This window comes from Enterobacter cloacae complex sp. HYC074_NIDB (assembly GCF_056673345.1).
Genome location: NZ_CP114214.1, coordinates 1,504,366 through 1,528,680, shown reverse-complemented (window position 1 = coordinate 1,528,680; position 24,315 = coordinate 1,504,366). Strand labels below are relative to the sequence as shown.

Here is a 24,315-nt window from a genome sequence, read left to right as displayed (position 1 = left end):
CGCCGTGCCGTGGATCCTGTTACTCCTGTTTAGCCTGTTTAGCGCGCCGTCGCTCGCCGTAACCCTTCCCGGCGTCACCACCGGAGCCACCGCCACCCAGCAAAATGCGCCGCCAGAACCGGATGCTGAAAAGAAAAAAGCTGCCTACAGCGCGCTTGCCGACGTGCTTGAGAACGACACGTCCCGGCAGGAGCTGATCGATCAGCTGAGGAAGGTGGCCGCCACGCCGCCTCAGGATCCGGTTCCTGCTATTGCGCCGCCGGAAGCCGAAGAAGAAAAAACGGTGCTGGAAAACGTCACCGACATCAGTCGCCGCTACGGGGAAGCCCTGTCGTCGCGTTTTGCCCAGCTCTATCGCAACCTGGTTGGCACCTCACATAAGCCTTTTAATCCTCACACCTTTTCCGCCGCCGCCACCCAGTTTGCTATTCTGGCTGGTGCCGTCTTCATTTTTTACTGGCTGTTGCGCCTGTCTGTCTGGCCGCTTTACCGGAAAATGGGACAGTGGGGACGCAAAAAGAATCAGCATAAAAGCAGCTGGCTGCATCTTCCGGCAATGATTACCGGGGCGTTTGTCATCGATTTGCTGCTGCTGGCCCTGACGCTGTTTGTCGGTCAGCTGCTGGCTGACCGCCTTAATACCGGAAACAAAACCATCGCGTTTCAGCAGGGACTGTTCCTCAATGCGTTTGCCCTGATTGAGTTCTTTAAAGCCCTCCTGCGGTTGATCTTCTGCCCACGCGTGCCGGACCTTCGCCCCTTCGCCATTTCGGATCAGAGCGCCAAATACTGGGCGGTGCGGCTTAGCGTGCTGAGCGGGTTGATTGGTTATGGCTTGTTGGTTGCCGTGCCGATTATTTCCAACCAGGTTAACGTGCAGTTCGGCGCGCTGGCGAACGTGCTGATCATGCTGTGCATTACCGTCTGGGCGCTGTACCTCATCTTCCACAATAAAAAAGCGATCACCGACAGCCTGCTGCACCTGGCCGATCGCTCCCTCTCCTTTTTCAGCCTCTTTATTCGCGCCTTTGCGCTGGTGTGGCACTGGCTGGCCAGCGCCTATTTTATTGTGCTCTGTTTCTTCTCCCTGTTCGACCCGGGCAATAGCCTGAAATTTATGATGGGGGCGACGTTCAAAAGCCTGGCGATTATCGGCATCGCGGCCTTTGTCTCTGGCCTGCTTTCCCGCTGGCTGTCGAAAACGATCACCCTGTCGCCGCAGGTTCAGCGTAACTACCCGGAACTGCAAAAGCGGGTGAATGGCTGGATGACCGTATCCCTGAAGGTGGCGCGTATTCTGACGGTCTGCGTGGCAATTATGCTGCTGCTGAACGCGTGGGGGCTGTTTGATTTCTGGAACTGGCTGCATAACGGCGCGGGGGAAAAGACCGTTGATATTCTTATTCGTATCGCGCTGATCCTGTTTTTCTCCGCCGTCGGCTGGACGCTGCTGGCAAGCCTTATCGAAAACCGTCTGGTGTCGGATGTCCACGGCAGGCCGCTACCGAGCGCCCGCGCCCGCACGCTGCTAACCCTGTGCCGCAACGCGCTGGCGGTGATCATCAGTACCATCACCATCATGATTGTGCTGTCGGAAATCGGCGTGAATATCGCCCCGCTGCTGGCGGGTGCCGGTGCGCTGGGGCTGGCGATCTCCTTCGGTTCGCAGACGCTGGTGAAGGATATTATCACCGGCATTTTTATCCAGTTTGAGAACGGGATGAATACCGGGGATCTGGTGACCATCGGTCCGCTCACCGGCACGGTCGAGAGGATGTCCATTCGCTCCGTCGGTGTGCGTCAGGATACCGGCGCGTACCACATTATTCCGTGGTCATCGATCACCACCTTTGCCAACTTTGTGCGCGGCATTGGTTCGGTGGTGGCGAATTATGATGTCGATCGTCACGAAGATGCAGATAAGGCGAAGCAGGCGCTGCGGGATGCGGTGAACGAACTGATGGAGATGGAGGATATTCGCGGGCTGGTGATTGGTGAACCATCGTTCGCGGGCATCGTCGGGCTGACGAACACTGCCTTTACCCTGCGCGTGTCGTTCACCACCCAGCCGCTGAAGCAGTGGACGGTGCGCTTCGCCCTCGACAGCATGGTGAAAAAACACTTCGATCTGGCGAACGTGAGAGCGCCGGTGCAGACGTATCAGGTATTGTCGCCGCCCGCTTCGCCGCTCCCTCCGCAGGAGCCGACGCTGTAAACGAGCCGGGTGGCGGCTTCGCCTTACCCGGCCAGAGAAACGATTATTTGCGGCGTTTGTTATCGTCCATAAAGGACCAGGCAATAAAGCGGCTCTGCTTCTGGCCCTGCGCCATCTCTTTTTTAACCACTTTCACCGCGCCGACGTCGGTCAGCGCGCGGTAAAGCGGCGGCAGGTTATCGCCACGGGAGACCAGCGTGGTAAACCATTTCACCTGACGACCGAAGCCCTTACTCTCGGCAATCATGCGCAGAATAAATGCCACTTCCCCGCCCTCGCACCACAGCTCCTGCTGCTGGCCGCCAAAGTTCAGCGCGCCATCTTCAGCCTGGCCCAGGTTACGCCGCTTGCGTTCACTTCCCGCACGAGCAGAGGCGGCGGAGTCGTGGAATGGCGGGTTGCACAGGGTGGCATCATATTGTTCGTTCTTATGAATAATGCCGTTGAAAATAGCAGCGGCATCCTTCTGACGACGCAGACGAACGGCCCGGCTTAACCCCGGGTTAGCGTTGATAATGGCCTGCGCGCTGGCGAAGGCCTCAGCACCGATCTCGCTGCCGGTAAACCGCCACTGATATTCATGTGCGCCTATCAGGGGGTAGATCAGGTTCGCGCCCGTACCGATATCAAGCACGGTGGCCTGTTTTGGCACCACGCCGCCATTGTCATCCGCCAGCAGATCGGCAAGATGATGGACGTAATCCGCACGTCCTGGCACCGGTGGGCAGAGAAAGCCATCCGGGATGTCCCAGTGCGTAACGCCATAAAAATGGGCCAGCAGCGCTTTGTTCAGCGTCTTAACCGCCAGCGGATCGGCAAAGTTTACCGACGGTTCACCGGCTGGTGTCTGAACAATAAAATCCTGCAATTCGGGGCAGCTCAAGCACAGGGCTTTCATGTCGTAGCGGCTACGGTGGCGGTTACGCGGGTGCAATCCCGGCTTTTGGGAAGTCATGGCATTCTCCTTTAAACAGCCGCGTAAGATACCCTGTGACGGCGCGGGGGTAAATATCTGTCTGAGTCGCACAAAAAAACGACAAAAATCATCGACCTGTATGTCTATGATCTGTCAATAAATTGTCAGAATTTATCGTTCAAAAAATAAGCAGATCATCATCAAATTTTTGCGCTAAATCACACGCGTCAGGCTTCTAAACTTAAGAGGAATCACCTGTTGTTTCCCCTGAGGATGTGATTATGAAAAAATATCTGACCTTTATTATTGCGGGTGCGCTGGCAGGCGCATCTTTCTCAGCCTGGTCCGTTCAACCTCTGACCGACAGCAACGACACCAGCCAGCTACGTGCGGCGGGGACGGTCTCTGTCAGCCGGGCAAGCAACCTTGATGACCTTCAGAACAAGCTGGCCGAAAAAGCGCGTCAGGAAGGGGCTAAAGGCTTCGTGGTGAACGCTGCCGGTGGCGATAACCATATGTACGGCACCGCGACCATCTATAAATAATCGATTTCCTTCCCACACTGCATCTGCCAGGCAGATGCAGTTCTCATTCCCTTCCTTCGCCTTGACTGTGCGTTTTTTAACCCCATATTAAGATGAATGGCTTAAACAGATCAGGAGAACATGATGGCTTCCGGCTGGGCGAATGACGACGCCGTTAACGAACAGATCAACAGTACTATTGAAGATGCGGTCGCGCGTGCTCGCGGTGAAATTCCACGCGGCGAAAGTTTGACGGAATGCGAAGAGTGCGGAGATCCGATTCCTGAGGCACGGCGTAAAGCCATTCCTGGCGTACGGCTATGTATTGTCTGTCAGCAGGAGAAAGATTCGAAAAATGCGACACATTCAGGATATAATCGCAGAGGATCGAAAGACAGCCAGTTACGTTGACTTTCCTTTACCGAAGTTAACCGCGCCAGCCGTTTACTTTACGCTCACGACTTTTAGCGATACGCGTAGCAAATCGTGCCCTTCCGATGGCTTCTGTAAAGCGCATCCACAAGAAGTGTCAATTCCGCTTCTGAATTTATTAATAATCAATAAGTTATTTGTCATTCAATTTTTTTGAGCAACCACGTCAATTCTCTTCGATTTTATCTTCCGCTAAAAACCGTGATACTTATCACATCGACGGAACATCGTCCCTTTAACAGAATAACCTGCGAGAATTCACCTATGAAAACCATCAAATATGCTGTTGCCGCTGTTGCCCTGTCCGCTCTCTCTTTCGGCGCTTTCGCCGTAGAGCCAGTCTCCTCTACTCAGGCACAGGATCTGAACAAAATCGGGGTGGTGAGTGCTGAAGGCGCGACCACGCTGGACGGTCTGGAAGCCAAACTGGCGGAAAAAGCAGCCGCTGCCGGCGCAAGTGGATACACCATCACGTCCACTAACGGTAATAACAAACTGAGCGGTACTGCGGTTATCTACAAGTAATCGAACGAATTATGCTCCACCCTCACCATACCCTCTGGTGAGATGCTCCAACCCTCATTGACCCTGTTGTTGTTACCCTTGTTTGCCCGTCCGCCACTGGACGGGCTTTTTTTTGCTTAAAACGACTGTGCCACGCGCTGCAATCCGGCTTCCACGGATGCCACTTCCCCTGCCGCCAGCAGGCAGCAGGCCATTTGCAGCTTGATCGACTGAGGAACCGGCACCTTTCCGGCCAGACACTGTACGATCCAGTGCGCGGTGACCTGCGGATCTTTTGACTCGGGCAAGATCACATCGCAGTTCTCTTCCCCACGTTCCAGTACGACCCGCGTCCCGGCAGGCTCAATCAGCATCAGCTGTGGACAACGCTGCGGGTTGGCATAAACCTCCCCTTCCGTCCCGTGCATCAGCAGCGCCCGCCCGCCGATTTCGGCAAAAAATTGTCCGACCCGCGTCACGTACTCCGGATGGGAGACGCTGGAAAGACGTAGCGCGGCGTCTTCGGCAAACGGCGTCGCCAGCTTCGCCAGGGTGTGGGCGCTGTTACGTACTCCCATTCGCCATCGCATGTCCAGCTGCTTTTCCAGCGGCGGGCAGAGCGCGCGCACGGGAATATAGACCGGCTGGTTCCCCTCCAGTTTGGCCTGCGCCTGGCCAGCATGGAGAGTAGGTTCGATGCCTAATAATTCCAGAATGGTTTCTGTCAGCACGCGCGTTGGATCTTCGCTCACGCCATGCACCACCACCGGGAAACCGAGTTTCTGCAACAGAATAGCCAGCAGCGGCGTGAGGTTTGCCTGCTTACGCGCGCCATTGTAGGTCGGGATCACTATCGGCATCGGCTTCGTGACGGGCGGGGTTAAACGCATCGTCTGCGACTGCATGGCCTCATAAAAACCCCGCATCTCCGCCTCACCTTCCCCTTTGATGCGCAACGCAATCAGAATGCCGCCCATTTCCAGCTCCGGCACGTCGCCATTCAGCATATGCGTGTACAACGCACGGGCCGTTTCCTGGTCCAGATCGCGAGCATGGTTTTTCCCACGCCCTACCTCTTTGATAATTTTGCGGTAATCCACGACATTTCTCCTGACAGCATCATCTTGTTAACAATATAGCCCGATGGACACGCACCCGATAGTGTTTTGTGATCATTATCAACCTGCTGTTTTCAGATAAAAAAATAAACTCAAGCATTATTTGCAATATTTGTGATTGGGACAAAAGATTCGTCTCTGTCCTTTTTTTGATTAAATAAACATCGAAAAGTCATTAAAGGTCAACGGTGAAAACGTCCAGGCAACGTTTTTGCCAGAAACACATCGGGATTTACTATGAACAAGGTTGCATTAGGGTTGTTTATCGCCGCAACGGTGGGATGTTCTGCATCTGCATTTGCGGCAACCAACGGTGAAGGGCAGATTAATTTCACCGGAGAAATTATCGATTCTGCTTGCCAGGTCGTGAATGGATTAAGTAATCCATTAGATGTTCAGTTGGGAAAAGTATCTAAAACGGTATTTACCGGCGCAGGCTCTACCAGCACATTAACGAAGTTTGATATTAAGTTAACCAATTGTCCGGAAACCGTAACCTCGGCAGCGATTAACTTCGGTGGTACCCCGGATGCGGATAATAATGCCGCGCTGGCGTTAACGCCCGATACCGATGCGGCTACCGGTGTGGCTATTCAGCTGGTTGACACGTCCGGGCAGCCTGTCAGCCTGTATACCCCTTCGAAGCAATATCCTTTAGCCTCCGGCACGGCGGTTAACGATCTGGAGTTCGGTGCGCGTTATATTCAAACCCAGGCGGCAGTCACCGCAGGCCCTGCTAACTCTGTATCAACCTTCACCGTTATTTATAACTGATCTTATCAATCCTGAGATATTAATGCTTTTGCGAGCATTAATATCTCATCTTTTTATTGAGAAATCTTTATGCGCCACGGTTATTTACTGAGCACTCTTTTACTGGTAGCAGCCTCGGCACAGGCGGGGGTCGTGATTAATGGCACCCGGCTGGTCTATCAGGGAGATAAAAAGGAATCTTCTCTTGGTCTTTCAAACCCGGATACCACGGATTATCTGGTGCACTCCTGGGTCGATTCTGGCGGTAAAAACCAGGCCAAAGCCCCGTTCCTGATCACCCCGCCGCTTTTTCGACTGGATGCGAAAGAGGATAACGTCCTGCGCGTAGTCCGTACGGGAGGAAATTTACCGGAAGACAGGGAATCTCTGTACTGGCTGAATATTAAAGCGATCCCGTCCTCGAAGCATGCCGAAGGGGTAAATACGCTGCAAATTGCCATTAATACCCGCATTAAATTGCTCTATCGCCCGTCAGCGGTAAAAGGCAGACCAGAAGATGTGGCCGATAAACTTGAATGGCATCGCGAAGGGAATGATTTAGTGGTGAATAATCCCACACCTTTCTATATGAATTTTCAGACTCTCACCCTGAATGGTCAGAAAGTCAAAAAAGCCACCTGGGCTGTGCCGAAAACTGAAACACATTTTGCTTTACCTGGCAACGTCGGAGGTTCTACCGTCGCGTATTCCATTATTACCGATTACGGCAGCATCAGTCAGACATGGTCTAAACCCGTTCATTAATCGTATTACCCGGTAATAAAATCATCATGTACAGCCATAAAAAGCCGTTCACCTGCCGATTTTCGTCATTGCTGATGGCTATTAGTTGCCTGGCAATGGCGATCTTTGCGCAGCAGGTTTTGGCTGATGATTATTTTAACCCTGCCCTGCTGGACATTGATAACCCGCAGCAGGGAAAGACCGATCTGTCTGTCTATGAAAAAGGTCCCGGCCAGGCGCCAGGTAAATATCAGGTCGCGATCTTTATCAATAACAATAAAATTGATACCCGCGACGTGACCTTCAACTTAGTTAAAGATCCACAGGGCACCAGCACGCTCCAGCCTTGTTTTACACTGGACGAATTAAAGAGCCTCGGGATCAAAACGCAAAAATATCCGCAGCTGAGGGCAGAAGGTCAGTGCGCCGATCTACACGCCATCCCTTCGGCATCCGCGACCTTTCGCGTGCGCAATCAGCAGCTGCTGCTGAGCATTCCGCAAAAGGCGCTCGGTCAGGTTCCTCGCGGTTACATCGACCCGAAAGAGTTTGACGAAGGGATCAACGCGGGCCTGCTTAATTACAGCGTCAACGCCAGCCAGAGCCATGCGCGCCAGCAGGGTGAAGAGAATAGCAGCAGCCAGTACGTTAACCTGCGTCCCGGCTTCAACATCGGGGCATGGCGCGTTCGTAACTACTCCACCTGGAATCGCAGCACCACGGGTCATGAGGAGGAACAGAAATTCACCTCCGTTTATACCTATGCGCAACGCGATATTGTGGCGATGAAAAGTGACGTGACGGTGGGCCAAAGCACCTCACCTTCCGACGTTTTTGACAGCGTCCCCTATACCGGCGTGGAGCTAAAATCCGACAGCGACATGCTGCCGGACAGCGAGAAAGGCTATGCCCCTATTATTCGCGGCAGCGCCCACAGCAACGCGCTGGTGATGGTCCGCCAGAACGGGTACGTAATTTATCAGAATACGGTCGCGCCGGGTGCGTTCGAGATTAACGACCTCTACCCCACCGGCAGCAGCGGCGACCTCCAGGTCACGGTGAAAGAAACAGACGGCAGCGAAAGCCACTTCGTGGTGCCGTTTGCCTCCGTGCCGGTATTGCAGCGTGAAAAAAACCTGCGCTACAGCGTAACCGCCGGGCGTTATCGCTCTTATGACAAAGACGTTGAAAAGACCCCGTTTGCCCAGGGAAGCGCCATCTACGGTTTACCCTTCGGCTTCACGGTCTACGGCGGCGTGCAGCAGAGTAACCATTATCAGTCACAGGCGATTGGCGCCGGGAAAAACATGGGCGATCTGGGGGCGTTCTCCATTGACGTAACCCGCGCCAGAGCTCTGTTGAAAAAACAGCAGTCCAGCAAGGGCCAGTCATGGCGCATCCGTTACAGCAAAGATTTCGCCGGTTCGGGCACCAACTTTACCCTTGCGGGCTATCGCTATAACAGCAAAGGGTTTTACACCCTGGACGACACCATGGAGTCATATACCCGCTCCGACAACTGGTCTGCACCGCAGCAGCGCCGCGCCCGAACCGAAACCACCATCGACCAGACGCTGCCGGAAGGCTGGGGATCCGTCACCCTGAGCATGGTGAAAGAGACGTACTGGAGTCAGAGCCAGAACATGACCTCGATGAGCGTCAGCTACAACAATAGCTGGCACGGGGTGAGCTACAGCCTCAGCTACAGCATGAACAAAAACACCCAGGACAGCGATGAAGACGGTAACGAGGTGACAAACGACAACCAGTTCTCGCTGAGCGTCTCGGTGCCGCTGGACCGCTGGATGCATAACACCTGGGCCACCTACAACCTGAACAACACCAAAGACGGCACGACGCAGAACATCGGCCTGAACGGCACGGCGCTGAAAGAGGACAACCTGAACTGGAACATCCAGGAAGGGCTGAGCAGCACCGGCAGCGGTAACTCCACCAGCATCAACGCCGATTACAAAGCGACCTATGGCGAAGTGAGCGCAGGCGTCAGTCAGGATAAGTATCAGCAGACCCTGAACGTCGGTTTGCAGGGCGGCGTGGTTGCCCATGCGAACGGAATAACCCTGAGCCAGCCGCTCGGTGACACCATCGCGCTGGTGAAAGCGCCGGGCACGCACGGAACCCATATCACGAACCAGACGGGCGTCGAGACCGACTTCCGCGGCTACACCGTCGTGCCGTTTGTTACCGCGTATCGCCGCAACACCATCGCGCTGGATACCGAAACGCTACCGGACAACGCCGACGTCACCCACGCGGCGCAGATCGTGACGCCAACCCGCGGGGCCGTGGTGCGCGCCAGCTTTAACACCCGCGTGGGTAACCGCGTCCTGATGACGCTTACGCAAAAGGGTAAACCGCTGCCCTTCGGCGCAACGGTCACCACCGAGGATAAGGACAGCGAATTTATTGTCGGGAATGACGGCCAGACCTACCTCTCTGGTCTGCCGCAGCAAGGGCATCTCTACGTTTCCTGGGGACAGGGGGCGAACGAGCACTGCGTCGCTGACTATGCGCTAACGGATGAGAAAGAGAAAACCAGCATCATTAACGCTGCCGCGCAGTGTCACTGATCCACCGTTCAGGCTAACGATTATGCAAATGATTAAACAGTGCTTTTTCTTACTGGTTCTGGGAACCGCCGCGTTATTTATGCCGCATGCGAAGGCGACCTGTACTACCCCAGACCTGCCGAAAATGATCAACGTGGCCTCTATCTCCGTTCCCACGACGCTGGCCGTTGGCGAAACGATCCCGGGTACAGAGCAAATCGCCCATATCGCCGGTAATTGTGACAATGCGGAAGATAAGGGGCTGGAAATTGTCTCTTGTTACTACGGCACTGGGTCTGAGATTCCAGGCCTGAAGGGTGTCTACGATTCGGGAGTCCCTGGGATCGGTGTGGCCCTGATGAACGATCAGGGGCAGCGCATCAGCGGAGCCGGAGGCGTTAACTGCATTTCCACAGGAACGCCGTTGGGTTATGTTTCCAGCGATGGCAAACAGACCTTTAATTTCGACGTTACGCTGGAGTTGGTCAAAACCAGCGATACCGTAGCGTCAGGCACGCTGAATCAAAGTCAGACCCGTTTTGGGATCGGGGTTTATCACCACGAAGGGCTGGGCGATCCCAACACCATCTCCTATGCAGGCAACGTTATTCTGAAAGAGGTCACCTGCTCCGTCCTGCCGAAAAACCTGACGGTCAATCTGGGGGATTTCCCGGTCAGCGATTTTATCAGCGTGGGGATGCTCTCTTCCCCGGCACGAAACTTTGACGTCACGGTGAACTGCAACAGCACCGTACAGCCTGAAGTGAAAATTACCAGCTCAAACGGCTATGAAACGGCCTTCGAAGGGGTGCTGAAACTCACGCAGCAGACCGGCGTCGCGACGGGCGTCGGTGTCCGAATGCTGTTCGACGACAATATCGCCACCTTTGATACCTACGTTAACACCCGAAGCGAAGCCATTGCCAACGAAACGCTGACCATACCGTTTGAGGTGCGTTACGAGCAGGTCAGCGACGTGGTCACTCCCGGTCCGGCCAACACCGTTGCCACCATCACGCTTGCTTATAAGTAACTGACATGAAGAAGATAATTGCGTTTCTGGCGCTGGGGCTGATCGCCCAGGCACACGCCGAGGATATTCAGATCCAGATGACGGGTAACATTTACGCCAATACCTGCATCATCGACAGCGCCAGCCGGAACCTGACGGTGGATTTAGGTCAGGCGGCATCCGGTGATTTTAAAGACGTGGGCGATACCGGCGAGTGGAAAGACTTCTCCTTGTCAGTATCCCACTGCCCGCCAAGCCTCGCGCTTGCCACCGCCTACTTCTATGGACAGGCGGACAGCACGCACCCCACTAAATTCGCCAATATCGGCAGCGCAAAGGGGCTGGCGCTGGAGCTGGCAGACCGGCAGGACAAAATACTGATTGCCCCGCAGGCCGCCTTTAACGCCGCCATCAATCCGAGCGACCACACGGCAACCTTTCCCCTGTCCGCGCGCTACTACGCCACCTCAATGCCCGTCACTGCCGGGACGTTCAGCAGCGTGATTCAGGTGACATTCACTTACCAGTAGGACCGCGCCTCTTCGCACGGATGCTTTTTGTACGCCCGGCAGAGGGTTTTGCCGGGCGTTTTTTTACCTCCGGCACTTCTGGCTGCTCAATCGGGAAGATCGGCAGCGCATTCAGCAGCCGTTGGCCGTAGTTTTTGGTGAGCAGTCGTTTGTCATAAATCACCACCTCGCCCCAGCAGCCGTGGCTACGGATCAAACGCCCGACCTGCTGAATAAGGTTAAACGACGCCGCAGGCAGGCTTTGCACTTCAAACGGATAACGGTTCAGGCTTTTCAGCCATTCGCCTTCGGTGATCACCACCGGGCTGTCGATGGGCGGGAAGGCAATTTTGTGGATATGCACCTGCGTCAGGTAGTCACCTTTCAAATCAAGCCCTTCCGCAAAGGACTGTAACCCCACCAGCACGCTGCGCTCGCCGTTATCAATGCGTTTACGGTGGGTTTCCACCAGCCGATAGCGCGGCTGATCGCCCTGCACCAGCAGGAGCAAGCGCAGATCGGTGACGTGCTCCAGGAAGCGTTGCATCGCGCGGCCGCTGGCAAACAGCACCAGCATACCGGGGTATTTTTTACTCTCAACCTGCTCGCGGAAGTAGGCCGCCATTTCCGCAATATGCTGCTCTTCGTTATCGATAAGCGGCTCATAGTTCATGCGCGGGATCACCAGCTTGCCCTGCTCACAGTGGTTGAACGGCGAGTCCAGGGCCACAAAACGGTCCCCCGCTTTCTCTTTCAGGCCGCTCATTTCCTGCAACCTTGAGAAGCTGTTCAGTGAACGCAGGGTCGCCGATGTCACTACCACGTGCGGCACGCTGCGCCAGATCAGCTTTTCCAGCTGATCGGCCACGCGGATGCCCACGCAGTGGAAGAAAAGATGTACCTGCCCGTCTCGCACTTCGCGGGTGGCCCACTTTGTCACCGGCGCGCCGGACGCCTGCGCCATTGAGGCCAGCCGCCAGAGTTTGCTCTGCGCCTCAAACATGCCCAGCGCGCGGTTCATTTGCAGCAGAATGCGGTGCAAACGCACCACGTCATGGGTACCGGTTTTCTCGCTGAGATCATTTAAGAACATCTCCGCCAGCCCGCGCAGCTTTTCAAGGTGCTTCGCCAGCTGCTGACAAATTTCCATCACTACCTGCGGCAACTCCCCCATCGGAAAGCGGTGTTCCGCCTCCTGGGTGGCGGGGAGATACAGGTTAAGAATGTTATTCAGCGAGGCGATGAGGCCGTACACCTCTTCACAGTGCTCGCTCAACCGCTCCGGAACCGCCAGCGACGGCGTGGTTTTCGGGCGGAACTGCTCCATGCAGGTTGCCACCAGCTTACAGAACAGATCCAGTTGCAGGCGAAACCACGGGGCGGTAATTTCCGCGCTCATCTCCAGCGCATCCCGCGCCACGTCGGGCAGATGATGACCTTCATCGAGCACCAGCAGCAGGTTTTTGGGCTCCGGCAGGACCGCTTCACTCTCCAGTGCGGCCATCACCAGCGCATGGTTGGCGACAACCACCTCCGCTTCCTGAATCTCACGCCGGGCAACAAAGAAAGGGCATTCGCGGTAGTAGTGACAGTTGCGGTTCAGGCAGCTCGCTTTATCGGTGCTGAGCCTGCGCCACAGGTCGTCGCCGATCGCCTGGCTGGTGTGATCCCGCAGGCCGTCCCACCTGTAGCTGTCGAGATCGACCTTCAGCTTTGCGCACTGCTCCTGCTCCGCCTTGTTGTTTGGCGTCAGCTCGTCATCAAGAAACGCGAGCAGATCCTGCTGGGCGGGTTCACTGCTGGCCAGCGCCGCCAGATTGCGCGGGCAGACGTAGCGCCCGCGACCAAAGGCGGCGGTGAAGCGTAAATCGGGGATAATTTTGCGCAGCAGCGGCAAATCTTTGCTGAAGATCTGATCCTGCAAGGCCACGTTGGCGGTGCTGACCACCAGCGTTTTGTCCTCCTCCCGCGCGATGGCGATGCCGGGAATGAGATACGACAGGGTTTTCCCGACGCCGGTCGGGGCTTCAATCGCCAGATGTCGCCCGTCGTCCCCGGCGAGCGTTTTTGCCACGTCGGCAATCATCTGCCGCTGCGGCGCTCGGGGGATAAAATCGGGGATCTGCTGCTGTAGCGCCTTATACCAGGCGCCTATTTGCGCTTTCAGCGCAGCGGTTAAAGCCATCGGAAAACCTGAAATACTGTATAAACAGCCACTATTGTGGCACTTTCTCTCCGCTGCCGCAAAAAGAAAAGCCCGGCTTTACGACCGGGCTTCCAGATTACTGCGGGTTAGCAGGTTTACGCGGGCGGCGTCGGCGCTGCCCCTCGCCTGCCGGTTTCCCTTCGCCGCTACGCCACGGGTTTTCACCGGCTGGTTTGCTGTCGTTATTACGACGCGGCGGTTTGCCCGAAGATTTCGGCGCGCCACCTTCTGAACGACGCGGCTGCTGACCGCGACCACCGCCGCCCTGACCGCGTCCGCCACCCTGACGACCGTTCTGAATTGGCTCGGCTTTGATCGACGGGTCCACTTCATAGCCCGGGGTTTCAATGCGCGGGATCTCTTTCTTCAGCAGGCGTTCAATGTCGCGTAGAAGCTTGTGTTCATCCACGCAAACCAGAGAGAGCGCTTCCCCGGTTGCCGCCGCACGGCCGGTACGGCCGATACGGTGAACGTAATCTTCCGGCACGTTTGGCAGCTCGTAGTTCACCACGTGCGGCAGCTCTTCGATATCCAGACCGCGTGCGGCGATGTCGGTCGCCACCAGCACGCGAATGTCGCCAGATTTAAAGTCCGCCAGCGCGCGGGTACGCGCGCCCTGGCTCTTGTTGCCGTGGATCGCCGCGCTGCGGATGCCGTCTTTATTCAGCTGTTCCGCCAGGTGGTTGGCGCCGTGCTTGGTGCGGGTAAAGACCAGCACCTGCTGCCAGTTGCCCTGGCCGATCATTTGGGAGAGCAGTTCCCGCTTGCGCTTCTTATCCACAAAGTGAACGTGCTGCGTCACCTGCTCGGAGGCGGTGTTGCGGCGCGCGACTTCCACTTCCAGCGGGTTATGCAGCAGCTTTTCCGCCAGCGCCTTGATCTCGTCGGAGAAGGTCGCGGAGAAGAGCAGGTTCTGACGACGCGTCGGCAGCTTCGCCAGCACGCGACGAATGTCGTGGATGAAGCCCATGTCCAGCATACGGTCGGCTTCGTCCAGCACCAGGATTTCGATGTTATCGAGCTTCACCGCGTTCTGGTGTTCCAGATCCAGCAGACGTCCCGGTGTTGCCACCAGCACGTCCACGCCGCCGCGCAGCTTCATCATCTGCGGGTTAATGCTTACCCCGCCGAAAACTACCAGCGAACGAATGTTGAGGTAGCGGCTGTATTCACGCACGTTCTCGCCAATCTGGGCCGCCAGCTCGCGGGTTGGGGTGAGGATCAGCGCACGCACCGGACGACGGCCTTTGGCGTGCGGCTGGTTTTTTACCAACAGCTCCAGCAGCGGCAGGGTAAAGCCCGCGGTCTTACCGGTACCGGTCTGCGCGCTTGCCATCAGGTCACGGCCCTGCAAAACGGCCGGAATGGCCTGCTGCTGGATAGGGGTTGGCTCAACGTAGCCCTGCTCTGCGATGGCGCGCAGAATTTCCGGGTTCAGACCAAGGGAATCAAAAGACATAAAAACTCCGAACCGCCCCGACCATCACAGGTGTAGTTTTCAGGGAGATATAACGAATAGAAGGACAAAAACCACAATGTCGCGAAGGTGCGGAGTGTAGCAGCTTTTGTGACGTGGCGCATAAAATATCCCCGGCGATGACTCGACGTTTGCGCAAATCAGGCATAATCTTAATCAATCGATTGATTAATTTTTAATGCTGCTATGAATACAACCCCAACGACAACCAAAGGCGAACAGGCGAAAAGTCAGCTTATCGCCGCCGCGCTGGCGCAGTTTGGCGAGTATGGTCTGCATGCCACCACGCGGGATATCGCCGCTCAGGCCGGGCAGAATATTGCGGCCATCACCTACTATTTTGGCTCAAAAGAGGATTTATACCTCGCCTGCGCCCAGTGGATCGCGGATTTTATCGGCACCAGCTTTCGCCCGCACGTGGAAGAAGCCACCGCGCTGTTCAGCCAGCCAGAGCCTGACCGGGCTGCCATCCGCCAGCTGATCCTTAACGCCTGTCACAACATGATCCGCCTGCTGACGCACGACGATACGCTGAACCTGAGCAAATTTATCTCCCGCGAGCAGCTCTCCCCCACTGCCGCGTACCAGCTGGTGCACGATCAGGTGATCGCCCCGATGCACAGCCATCTGACCCGGCTGATCGCCGCCTATACCGGACGGGACGCCAGCGATACCGACACCATTTTGCATACCCACGCCCTGCTGGGCGAAGTGCTCGCCTTCCGTCTGGGGCGTGAGACCATCCTGTTACGTACGGGCTGGACACAATTCGATGAGGATAAAGCCGCGCAAATTAGCCAGGTCATTACCTGTCACGTTGATCTGATCCTGCAAGGCTTAACGCAAAGGAGCCAGAAGTCATGAAAAAACCTGTCGCCATCATTCTGGTGGTTGTTGTCTTGCTTGCCGCGGGAACAGGCGGCTGGCTGTGGTATCAGAGCCAGCAGGATCGTGGCCTGACGCTGTATGGCAACGTGGATATCCGCACCGTGAACATGAGCTTCCGCGTTGGCGGACGGCTTGCCTCGCTGAACGTTGACGAAGGCGATGCCATCAAAGCCGGGCAGACGCTGGGGATGCTGGACAAAGCCCCGTTTGAGAACGCGCTGATGCAGGCAAAAGCAGGCGTCTCCGTCGCACAGGCGCAATACGACCTGATGCTGGCGGGCTATCGCGACGAAGAGATCTCCCAGGCGGCCGCTGCCGTTAAGCAGGCAAAAGCCGCCTATGACTATGCGCAGAATTTTTATAACCGTCAGCAAGGCTTATGGAAAAGCCGTACTATTTCCGCCAACGACCTGGAAAATGCGCGCTCATCCCGCGACCAGGCACAGGCGACGCTGAAATCTGCCCAGGATAAGCTAAGCCAGTACCGCACCGGTAACCGTGCGCAGGACATTGCCCAGGCGAAGGCCAGCCTTGAGCAGGCGCAGGCGCAGTTAGCCCAGGCGGAGCTGGATCTGCACGACACCACATTAATCGCCCCGTCTGACGGCACGCTGATGACCCGCGCCGTGGAGCCGGGCAGCATGCTCAGCGCGGGCAGCACCGTGTTAACGCTCTCCTTAACCCGTCCGGTGTGGGTGCGCGCTTACATTGATGAGCCGAATCTTGGCCAGATGCAGCCGGGCCGCGAACTGCTGCTCTATACCGACGGTCGCCCGGACAAGCCTTATCACGGCAAAGTGGGCTTCGTCTCCCCTACCGCCGAGTTCACGCCAAAAACCGTTGAAACCCCGGACCTGCGTACCGACCTGGTGTATCGCCTGCGCATCATCGTCACCGATGCGGACGACGCGCTGCGTCAGGGCATGCCTGTTACCGTGACCTTAAACGACGGGGAACGACATGAATGACGCGGTTATCCAGCTCAACAATCTGGTCAAACGCTTCCCGGGAATGGCTAAACCGGCGGTCGCACCGCTGAATTGTACGATTCAGAAAGGCTATGTGACCGGGCTGGTGGGGCCGGACGGCGCGGGTAAAACCACGCTGATGCGGATGCTGGCGGGATTGCTGAAGCCGGATGAAGGCAGTGCCAGCGTGCTTGGCCTCGATCCGATCAAAGACGACGCGGCGCTCCACGGCATGCTCGGCTATATGCCGCAGAAGTTTGGTCTGTACGAAGATCTGACGGTAATGGAAAACCTCAACCTGTACGCCGACCTGCGCAGCGTCACCGGCGAAACCCGGCAGAAAACCTTCGAGCGCCTGCTGGCGTTCACCTCCCTCGGCCCGTTCACCGAACGGCTGGCGGGCAAACTTTCCGGCGGGATGAAGCAGAAGCTGGGGCTGGCCTGCACGCTGGTGGGCGAACCGAAGGTGCTGTTGCTGGATGAACCCGGCGTCGGCGTGGACCCGATTTCCCGCCGTGAACTGTGGCAGATGGTGCACGAGCTGGCGGGTGACGGCATGCTGATCCTCTGGAGTACCTCATACCTTGATGAAGCAGAACAGTGCCGCGACGTGCTGCTGATGAATGAAGGCGAACTGCTCTATCAGGGCGAACCCACCGAGCTGACGCAAACCATGGCCGGGCGAAGTTTTCTGCTGCACAGCGCGCAGGAATCCAACCGCACGCTGCTGCAACGGGTGCTGAAGCTGCCCCAGGTGAGCGACGGGATGATTCAGGGCCGTTCGGTGCGCGTGATCCTCAAAAAAGAGGCCACCGCCGACGATATCCGGCGTGCGCAGGGGATGCCTGAGATCGACATGACAGAGACCGCGCCGCGCTTTGAAGATGCGTTTATCGATCTGCTGGGCGGGGCGGGAACCTCAGAATCACCGCTTGGCGCCATTCTGCACACGGTGGAAGGTACGCCGGGCGAAACGGTCATAGAAGCGAAATCGCTCACCAAAAAATTCGGCGATTTCGCCGCCACCGATAACGTCAATTTTGCCGTGAAGCGCGGCGAGATATTTGGCCTGCTCGGGCCGAACGGCGCAGGAAAATCCACCACCTTTAAAATGATGTGCGGTCTGCTGGTACCGACGTCCGGCAAAGCGCTGGTGCTGAACATGGATCTCAAAGTCAGCTCCGGCAAGGCGCGCCAGCACCTGGGCTATATGGCGCAGAAGTTTTCGCTCTACGGCAACCTTACGGTGGAGCAAAATCTGCGATTTTTCTCCGGCGTCTATGGCCTGCGGGGACGGGCGCAGAACCAGAAGATCGGCCGCATGTGCGACGCCTTCGGCCTGACCGATATCGCCTCGCAGGCGACCGACGCGCTGCCGCTTGGCTTCAAACAGCGGCTGGCGCTGGCCTGCTCGTTGATGCACGAGCCGGATATCCTGTTTCTTGATGAACCGACGTCAGGCGTGGACCCCCTCACCCGCCGTGAATTCTGGTTGCATATCAATAGCATGGTGGAAAAAGGCGTGACCGTGATGGTCACCACCCACTTTATGGACGAGGCGGAGTATTGCGACCGTATCGGGCTGGTCTATCGCGGCAAGCTGATTGCCCACGGCACGCCGGATGACCTGAAAGCGCAGGCCGCCGACGACGCGCAGCCAGACCCGACCATGGAGCAGGCGTTTATCACCCTCATTCACGACTGGGATAAGGAGAATACTCATGCGCAGTAACGCCCTCTCCTGGCGCCGGGTGCGCGCCCTGTGCGTCAAAGAGACGCGGCAGATTGTGCGCGACCCCAGCAGCTGGCTGATTGCGGTGGTGATCCCCCTGCTGCTGCTGTTTATTTTCGGCTACGGGATTAACCTCGATTCCAGCAAGCTGCGGGTCGGGATTTTGCTGGAGCAGCAGAGCGAAGAGGCGCTGGACTTCACCCACGCCATGACCGGCTCGCCCTACATCGATGCCACCATCAGCGACAGCCGGCAGGAATTGATCCAGAAAATGCAGGCCGGGAAAATTCGCGGCCTGATCGTCATTCCGGTGGATTTCGCGGCCAACATGGCGCGCCCGGGCGCCGATGCGCCGATCCAGGTGATTACCGACGGCAGCGAGCCGAACACCGCGAACTTTGTGCAGGGCTACGCGGAGGGGATCTGGCAGCTCTGGCAGATGCAGCGCGCCGAGAACCGGGGGGAAAAGTTTGAACCGCTGATTGACGTGCAGACACGCTACTGGTTTAACCCCGCCGCCATCAGCCAGCACTTTATTATTCCGGGCGCGGTAACGATTATTATGACGGTGATCGGCGCGATTCTGACCTCGCTGGTGATCGCCCGCGAATGGGAGCGCGGCACCATGGAGGCGCTGCTCTCGACCGAAGTGACGCGCGTCGAGCTGCTGCTCTGCAAGCTGATCCCCTACTACTTCCTCGGCATGCTGGCGATGCTGCTCTGCATGCTGGTGTCCGTCTTTATCCTCGGCGTGCCGTACCGCGGCTCGCTGGTGGTGCTGTTCTTTATCACAAGCCTGTTTTTACTCAGCACGCTGGGGATGGGGCTGCTCATCTCCACCATCACCCGCAACCAGTTTAACGCCGCGCAGGTGGCGCTGAACGCCGCTTTCCTGCCGTCAATAATGCTCTCAGGGTTTATCTTCCAGATAGACAGTATGCCTGCCGTCATCCGCGCCGTGACCTACATTATCCCGGCGCGCTACTTCGTGAGCACGCTGCAAAGCCTGTTCCTGGCGGGGAATATTCCGGTAGTGCTGATTATCAACACGCTGTTTTTAATGGCGTCGGCGGTGATGTTTATCGGGTTGACGTGGATGAAAACCAAACGGCGGTTAGATTAAGGAGCGCGCATGTTTCACCGTTTATGGACGTTAATACGCAAAGAGCTGCAATCCCTACTGCGCGAGCCGCAGACCCGCGCCATTCTGGTGCTGCCGGTGCTGATCCAGGTTTTACTGTTCCCGTTTGCCGCCACCCTTGAGGTGACCAACGCCACCATTGCCATTTACAACGAAGACAACGGCAAACACTCCGTCGAGCTGACGCAGCGCTTTGCGCGTGCGAAAGCCTTTACCCACATCCTGCTGCTGAAAAGCCCGCAGGACATTCAGCCCACCATCGACACGCAAAAAGCGCTGCTGCTGGTGCGCTTCCCGGCGGATTTCTCCCGCAATCTGGATACCTTCCAGACCGCGCCGATGCAGCTGATCCTCGACGGGCGTAACTCCAACAGCGCCCAGATCGCAGCCAACTACCTCCAGCAGGTGGTGAAGGATTACCAGCAGGAGCTGATGGACGGCAAACCGAAGCCCAACAACAGCGAACTGGTGGTGCGCAACTGGTATAACCCAAATCTGGACTACAAGTGGTTTGTGGTGCCGTCGCTGATCGCCATGATCACTACCATCGGAGTGATGATTGTGACCTCTCTCTCCGTCGCCCGCGAGCGCGAACAGGGCACGCTGGATCAGCTGCTGGTCTCGCCGCTCGCCACCTGGCAGATATTTGTCGGCAAGGCGGTGCCGGCACTGATTGTCGCGACGTTCCAGGCCACCATCGTGCTGGGGGTGGGAATATGGGCGTACCAGATCCCGTTTGCCGGATCGCTGGCGCTGTTTTACTTCACGATGGTGATTTACGGCCTGTCGCTGGTGGGGTTTGGGCTGCTGATTTCCGCGCTATGCTCAACGCAGCAGCAGGCGTTTATTGGGGTGTTTGTCTTTATGATGCCGGCGATTTTGCTTTCTGGGTACGTTTCGCCAGTGGAGAACATGCCGGTGTGGTTACAGGATTTGACGTGGATAAACCCGATTCGTCACTTCACGGATATCACCAAGCAAATCTATCTGAAGGATGCGAGTCTGGATATTGTGTGGGGAAGTTTGTGGCCGCTACTGGTCATCGCGGCCACTACGGGCTCAGTGGCCTATGCGATGTTTAGACGAAACATCGCGTAGCTTTTTCTCTTTGGTGAGCAACGACACCACCGCGGGTCCTGCGAGGATAGCCAGACCCGCCAGGGCCAGCAGCAGGTTGTTTTGCAGCACGCGTGACAACAGCCACAGGACGATCATTGCCGCACCAAAATACCAGGTGGTGGTGAGCTCTTCGAGCACATCTCCCACTTCGCGCCAGCGCGCGTCGTGATGACGCTGTAAAAACAGCATCGACAGCATGGTCACGCCGTAAACCACGCATAACCCTAAGCCAACACGCACCAGCGTGCCGCTCATCCAGCCCATCACCAGTACGGCCACGACCAGTAAATGCAACATTATCTGCCAGCAACTCAAACCGGTTGCGACACGAACGCGTTGTTGCCACTTCATGGCTTCTCTCCTGAAGGATTTTTCTCTGCTAATTCAGACTACCGCACTTTACGGAAAATTCCGTAACGCCGCATCTTTTTGTGACGCCTACTACACTTTATTTTCATCGGGATAGTCACCCAGGAAGGTGTTTATGAGCAAAAAAACGCAGCATTTCTCGCTTAAGGTGCTGACGATAAACATTCATAAGGGCTTCACAGCATTTAACCGCCGCTTCATTTTACCGGAGCTGCGCGACGCGGTGCGCACCGTCAGCGCCGATATTGTCTGCCTCCAGGAGGTCATGGGCGCGCATGAAGTGCACCCGATGCATTTCGAAAACTGGCCCGACACGCCCCACTACGAGTTTCTGGCGGATACCATGTGGAGCGATTACGCCTACGGGCGCAATGCGGTCTACCCGGAGGGGCATCACGGTAACGCGGTGCTGTCGCGTTTTCCTATCGAGCATTATGAGAACCGGGACGTCTCCGTTGGCGAGAGTGAAAAACGCGGGCTGTTATACTGTCGTATCACCCCCCCAGAGCTCGATTTTCCCATTCATGTAGGCTGTGTTCATCTTGGCCTGCGTGAAGCCCACCGTCAGGCCCAGCTACAGATGCTGGCAGACTGGACAAATGCGCTGCCGGAGGGCGAGCCCGTGGTGGTGGCCGGTGATTTCAACGACTGGCGACAGCGTGCCAACCATCCGCTGAAGGTGAATGCGGGGCTGGAGGAGATTTTTACCCGCGCACGCGGTCGTCCCGCGCGAACGTTTCCGGTGCGCTTCCCCCTGCTGCGCCTTGACCGCATCTACGTAAAAAATGCCCACGCCAGTAGCCCGACGGCGCTGGCCTTGCTCAACTGGCGACATCTCTCCGACCATGCCCCACTCAGCGCGGAGATCCACTTATGAAATGCACATGGCAGGAAGGTAACCGTATTACGCTGCTGGAAAATGGCGATAACTATTATCGGCGGTTTTTGAGGCGATTAGCCACGCACAGCAGAAAGTCTTTCTGGAAACGTTTATCTGGTTTGAAGATGACGTGGGCAGGCAGTTGCATAGCGCACTGCTGCATGCCGCTCGTCGCGGTATAAAAATCGAGGTCCTGCTCGACGGATATGGTTCGCCGGATCTCAGCGACGAATTTGTTAACGAGCTCACCGCCGCAGGGGTGGTGTTCCGCTATTACGATCCCGGCCCGCGTCTGTTCGGCATGCGCACCAACCTGTTCCGCCGTATGCACCGCAAAATTGTGGTGGTGGATGAAACGGTGGCCTTCGTGGGCGGCATTAACTACTCCGCCGAGCATATGTCGGATTACGGTCCCGAAGCGAAACAGGACTACGCGATCCGTATCGAAGGGCCGGTAGTGCAGGACATCCAGCTGTTCGTGCTGGAAAACTTACCCGGCAAGGAGGCCGTCCGCCGCTGGTGGCGACGCCGTCACCGCCCGGAGGAGAACCGCAAGCCCGGCGAGGCGCAGGCCCTGTTCGTCTGGCGTGATAACGAGGAGCATCGGGACGATATCGAGCGTCATTACCTGAAGATGCTGGCGAACGCGAAGCGCGAGGTGATTATCGCCAACGCCTATTTCTTCCCCGGTTACCGGATTTTGCATGCCATGCGCAACGCGGCCCGACGCGGCGTGAGCGTGAAGCTTATCGTGCAGGGTGAGCCCGATATGCCGATTGTGAAGGTGGGCGCGCGTCTGCTCTATCGCTATCTGGTCAAAAGCGGCGTGCAGATCTATGAATATCGCCGCCGCCCGCTGCACGGCAAAGTCGCCGTGATGGATGACCACTGGGCGACCGTCGGCTCCAGCAACCTCGATCCGCTGAGCTTATCGCTGAATCTGGAAGCGAACCTCATCATCCACGATCGCCAGTTTAATCACACCCTGCGCGATAACCTTCAGGGTCTTATTAATAAAGACTGCGTGCGTGTGGATGAGTCCATGGTGCCGAAACGGAGCTGGTGGAACGTGGGCATCGGCGTGGTGGTGTTCCACTTCCTGCGCCACTTCCCGGCCATGGTGGGCTGGCTGCCCGCGCATACGCCGAAACTGGCGCTGGTGGATCCGCCTGTGCAACCCGAAATGGAAACCCAGGACCGCGTAGAGGCGGAAGATGGAGGGAAAACCTGATGTCGAAATCTCATCCTCGCTGGCGGCTGGCGAAAAAAATCCTGACCTGGCTGTTCTTTATTGCCGTCGCGGTCCTGCTGGTGGTGTATGCCCAGAAGGTGGACTGGGAAGAGGTGTGGAAAGTTATTCGCAACTACAACCGGACAGTCCTGCTGGGTGCCGTTGGGCTGGTGATTGTGAGCTACCTGATGTACGGCTGCTATGACCTGCTGGGACGCGCCTACTGCGGGCATAAGCTTGCCAAACGGCAGGTTATGCTGGTGTCATTCATCTGCTACGCCTTTAACCTGACGCTGAGCACCTGGGTGGGCGGGATTGGTATGCGCTATCGCCTGTACTCCCGCCTTGGCTTACCGGGCGGCACCATTACGCGTATTTTCTCCTTAAGCATAACCACCAACTGGCTGGGGTATATTCTGCTGGGCGGGGTGATTTTCACCATCGGCGTGGTGCAGCTGCCTGCGCACTGGTACATCGATGAGGCCACTCTGCGCATTCTGGGCATCGTACTGCTGCTGATCATCGCGGCCTACCTGTGGGCCTGCGCCTTTGCCAAACGTCGTCACATGACCATTAAAGGCCAGAAGCTGGTGCTGCCGTCATGGAAGTTTGCCGTCCTGCAAATGGTGGTTTCCAGCGCCAACTGGATGGCGATGGGGGCTATTATCTGGCTGTTAATTGGCGAAGATGTGAATTACTTCTTCGTGCTGGGCGTGTTGCTGGTAAGCAGTATTGCCGGGGTGATTGTGCATATTCCGGCGGGTATTGGCGTACTGGAAGCGGTGTTTATCGCGCTGCTTGCGGGGGAGCATGTGTCTCACGGGACGATTATCGCCGCCCTGCTCGCGTACCGCATGATCTACTACTTCCTGCCGCTGGCGCTGGCAACGGTCTGTTATCTGGTGCTGGAGAGTCGGGCGAAGAAGCTGCGCGCGAAGAACGAGAAGGCAATGGCAAAATAAAAGCAAAACGGCAACTTCGTTGCCGTTTTTAGGGTTTGTTCCCTC

At 56.8% G+C, this 24,315-nt stretch carries 21 protein-coding genes and 1 pseudogene; 17 read left to right on the top strand and 5 right to left on the bottom strand.

Going from position 1 to position 24,315, the window contains the following annotated elements; translation table 11 throughout:
• Positions 1 to 4: 4 nt before the first annotated feature.
• Positions 5 to 2,215 carry a mechanosensitive channel protein gene (gene ybiO / locus O1724_RS07515; RefSeq protein ID WP_023315681.1) on the top strand — a complete coding sequence of 737 codons (2,211 nt, stop codon included), beginning with the start codon at positions 5 to 7 and terminating at the stop codon, positions 2,213 to 2,215.
• Between the two features lie 43 nt (positions 2,216 to 2,258).
• Here ybiO and rlmF read toward each other — a convergent pair whose 3' ends face one another.
• Complete coding sequence (gene rlmF, locus O1724_RS07510; protein WP_023315680.1) at positions 2,259 to 3,170, bottom strand: 23S rRNA (adenine(1618)-N(6))-methyltransferase RlmF; 912 nt, start codon at positions 3,168 to 3,170, stop codon at positions 2,259 to 2,261.
• A gap of 242 nt (positions 3,171 to 3,412) precedes the next feature.
• Between rlmF and mcbA the strand changes: the two genes are divergently transcribed.
• The 3 genes from mcbA to ybiJ all read left to right on the top strand — a co-directional run bounded on the left by mcbA (position 3,413) and on the right by ybiJ (position 4,612).
• Positions 3,413 to 3,676 (top strand): DUF1471 family periplasmic protein McbA, encoded by a 264-nt coding sequence (gene mcbA / locus O1724_RS07505; RefSeq protein WP_023315679.1) that lies wholly within the window; start codon positions 3,413 to 3,415, stop codon positions 3,674 to 3,676.
• A 123-nt stretch (positions 3,677 to 3,799) separates the two neighbouring features.
• Positions 3,800 to 4,066 (top strand): DksA/TraR family C4-type zinc finger protein, encoded by a 267-nt coding sequence (locus tag O1724_RS07500; protein ID WP_060579544.1) that lies wholly within the window; start codon positions 3,800 to 3,802, stop codon positions 4,064 to 4,066.
• 285 nt (positions 4,067 to 4,351) lie between these two features.
• Complete coding sequence (gene ybiJ, locus O1724_RS07495; RefSeq protein ID WP_003858474.1) at positions 4,352 to 4,612, top strand: DUF1471 family protein YbiJ; 261 nt, start codon at positions 4,352 to 4,354, stop codon at positions 4,610 to 4,612.
• Between the two features lie 116 nt (positions 4,613 to 4,728).
• Here ybiJ and ybiB read toward each other — a convergent pair whose 3' ends face one another.
• The gene (ybiB, locus tag O1724_RS07490; RefSeq protein WP_023315678.1) at positions 4,729 to 5,691 is read right to left on the bottom strand and encodes a DNA-binding protein YbiB; all 963 of its coding nucleotides are present in this window, start codon (positions 5,689 to 5,691) and stop codon (positions 4,729 to 4,731) included.
• Between the two features lie 255 nt (positions 5,692 to 5,946).
• On the opposite strand from ybiB, the gene O1724_RS07485 reads away from it, so the two are divergent.
• From O1724_RS07485 to O1724_RS07465, 5 genes are all read left to right on the top strand, one after another.
• Entirely contained in the window at positions 5,947 to 6,483 is a 537-nt protein-coding gene (locus O1724_RS07485) for a fimbrial protein (protein WP_003858476.1), read from the top strand.
• A gap of 69 nt (positions 6,484 to 6,552) precedes the next feature.
• Positions 6,553 to 7,227: a fimbrial biogenesis chaperone gene (locus tag O1724_RS07480; RefSeq protein WP_126296945.1), complete on the top strand. Its 675-nt coding sequence runs from the start codon at positions 6,553 to 6,555 to the stop codon at positions 7,225 to 7,227.
• A 26-nt stretch (positions 7,228 to 7,253) separates the two neighbouring features.
• Entirely contained in the window at positions 7,254 to 9,797 is a 2,544-nt protein-coding gene (locus O1724_RS07475) for a fimbria/pilus outer membrane usher protein (RefSeq protein WP_139158032.1), read from the top strand.
• A 22-nt stretch (positions 9,798 to 9,819) separates the two neighbouring features.
• Positions 9,820 to 10,809 carry a fimbrial protein gene (locus O1724_RS07470; RefSeq protein WP_023292952.1) on the top strand — a complete coding sequence of 330 codons (990 nt, stop codon included), beginning with the start codon at positions 9,820 to 9,822 and terminating at the stop codon, positions 10,807 to 10,809.
• 5 nt (positions 10,810 to 10,814) lie between these two features.
• Positions 10,815 to 11,318 carry a fimbrial protein gene (locus tag O1724_RS07465; protein WP_109948654.1) on the top strand — a complete coding sequence of 168 codons (504 nt, stop codon included), beginning with the start codon at positions 10,815 to 10,817 and terminating at the stop codon, positions 11,316 to 11,318.
• On the opposite strand, the gene dinG is transcribed toward O1724_RS07465, so the two are convergent.
• The gene (gene dinG, locus O1724_RS07460) at positions 11,305 to 13,482 is read right to left on the bottom strand and encodes an ATP-dependent DNA helicase DinG (protein WP_414539642.1); all 2,178 of its coding nucleotides are present in this window, start codon (positions 13,480 to 13,482) and stop codon (positions 11,305 to 11,307) included. The genes O1724_RS07465 and dinG overlap by 14 nt on opposite strands.
• Before the next feature lie 97 nt (positions 13,483 to 13,579).
• Positions 13,580 to 14,962 carry an ATP-dependent RNA helicase RhlE gene (rhlE, locus tag O1724_RS07455; RefSeq protein WP_003858487.1) on the bottom strand — a complete coding sequence of 461 codons (1,383 nt, stop codon included), beginning with the start codon at positions 14,960 to 14,962 and terminating at the stop codon, positions 13,580 to 13,582.
• 204 nt (positions 14,963 to 15,166) lie between these two features.
• On the opposite strand from rhlE, the gene cecR reads away from it, so the two are divergent.
• The 5 genes from cecR to O1724_RS07430 are packed head-to-tail and all read left to right on the top strand — an operon-like array spanning position 15,167 to position 20,807.
• Positions 15,167 to 15,844 carry a transcriptional regulator CecR gene (cecR, locus tag O1724_RS07450; RefSeq protein ID WP_003858489.1) on the top strand — a complete coding sequence of 226 codons (678 nt, stop codon included), beginning with the start codon at positions 15,167 to 15,169 and terminating at the stop codon, positions 15,842 to 15,844.
• Positions 15,841 to 16,836 carry a secretion protein HlyD gene (gene hlyD, locus O1724_RS07445; RefSeq protein ID WP_023315672.1) on the top strand — a complete coding sequence of 332 codons (996 nt, stop codon included), beginning with the start codon at positions 15,841 to 15,843 and terminating at the stop codon, positions 16,834 to 16,836. The genes cecR and hlyD overlap by 4 nt, the downstream gene beginning before the upstream one ends.
• Positions 16,829 to 18,568 (top strand): ATP-binding cassette domain-containing protein, encoded by a 1,740-nt coding sequence (locus tag O1724_RS07440; RefSeq protein ID WP_126296947.1) that lies wholly within the window; start codon positions 16,829 to 16,831, stop codon positions 18,566 to 18,568. Before hlyD ends, O1724_RS07440 begins: the two co-directional genes overlap by 8 nt.
• Entirely contained in the window at positions 18,558 to 19,691 is a 1,134-nt protein-coding gene (locus tag O1724_RS07435) for an ABC transporter permease (RefSeq protein WP_063158611.1), read from the top strand. Before O1724_RS07440 ends, O1724_RS07435 begins: the two co-directional genes overlap by 11 nt.
• 9 nt (positions 19,692 to 19,700) lie before the next feature.
• Positions 19,701 to 20,807 carry an ABC transporter permease gene (locus O1724_RS07430; protein WP_008501150.1) on the top strand — a complete coding sequence of 369 codons (1,107 nt, stop codon included), beginning with the start codon at positions 19,701 to 19,703 and terminating at the stop codon, positions 20,805 to 20,807.
• Here the strand turns inward: O1724_RS07430 and O1724_RS07425 are convergent.
• A complete protein-coding gene (locus O1724_RS07425; RefSeq protein WP_126296948.1) occupies positions 20,769 to 21,179 on the bottom strand; it encodes a YbhQ family protein in 411 nt (136 codons plus the stop codon). The two genes, O1724_RS07430 and O1724_RS07425, sit on opposite strands and share 39 nt — an antisense overlap.
• A 133-nt stretch (positions 21,180 to 21,312) precedes the next feature.
• Between O1724_RS07425 and O1724_RS07420 the strand changes: the two genes are divergently transcribed.
• The 3 genes and pseudogenes from O1724_RS07420 (at position 21,313) to O1724_RS07410 (ending at position 24,270) form a co-directional block, all read left to right on the top strand.
• Positions 21,313 to 22,074, top strand: a complete 762-nt coding sequence (locus tag O1724_RS07420; protein ID WP_023315668.1) for an endonuclease/exonuclease/phosphatase family protein — start codon at positions 21,313 to 21,315, stop codon at positions 22,072 to 22,074.
• Positions 22,071 to 23,308, top strand: a pseudogene (gene clsB, locus O1724_RS07415) (cardiolipin synthase ClsB). Before O1724_RS07420 ends, clsB begins: the two are co-directional and overlap by 4 nt.
• Complete coding sequence (locus O1724_RS07410; RefSeq protein WP_003858505.1) at positions 23,308 to 24,270, top strand: lysylphosphatidylglycerol synthase domain-containing protein; 963 nt, start codon at positions 23,308 to 23,310, stop codon at positions 24,268 to 24,270. Before clsB ends, O1724_RS07410 begins: the two are co-directional and overlap by 1 nt.
• The last annotated feature ends 45 nt before the right edge of the window (positions 24,271 to 24,315 follow it).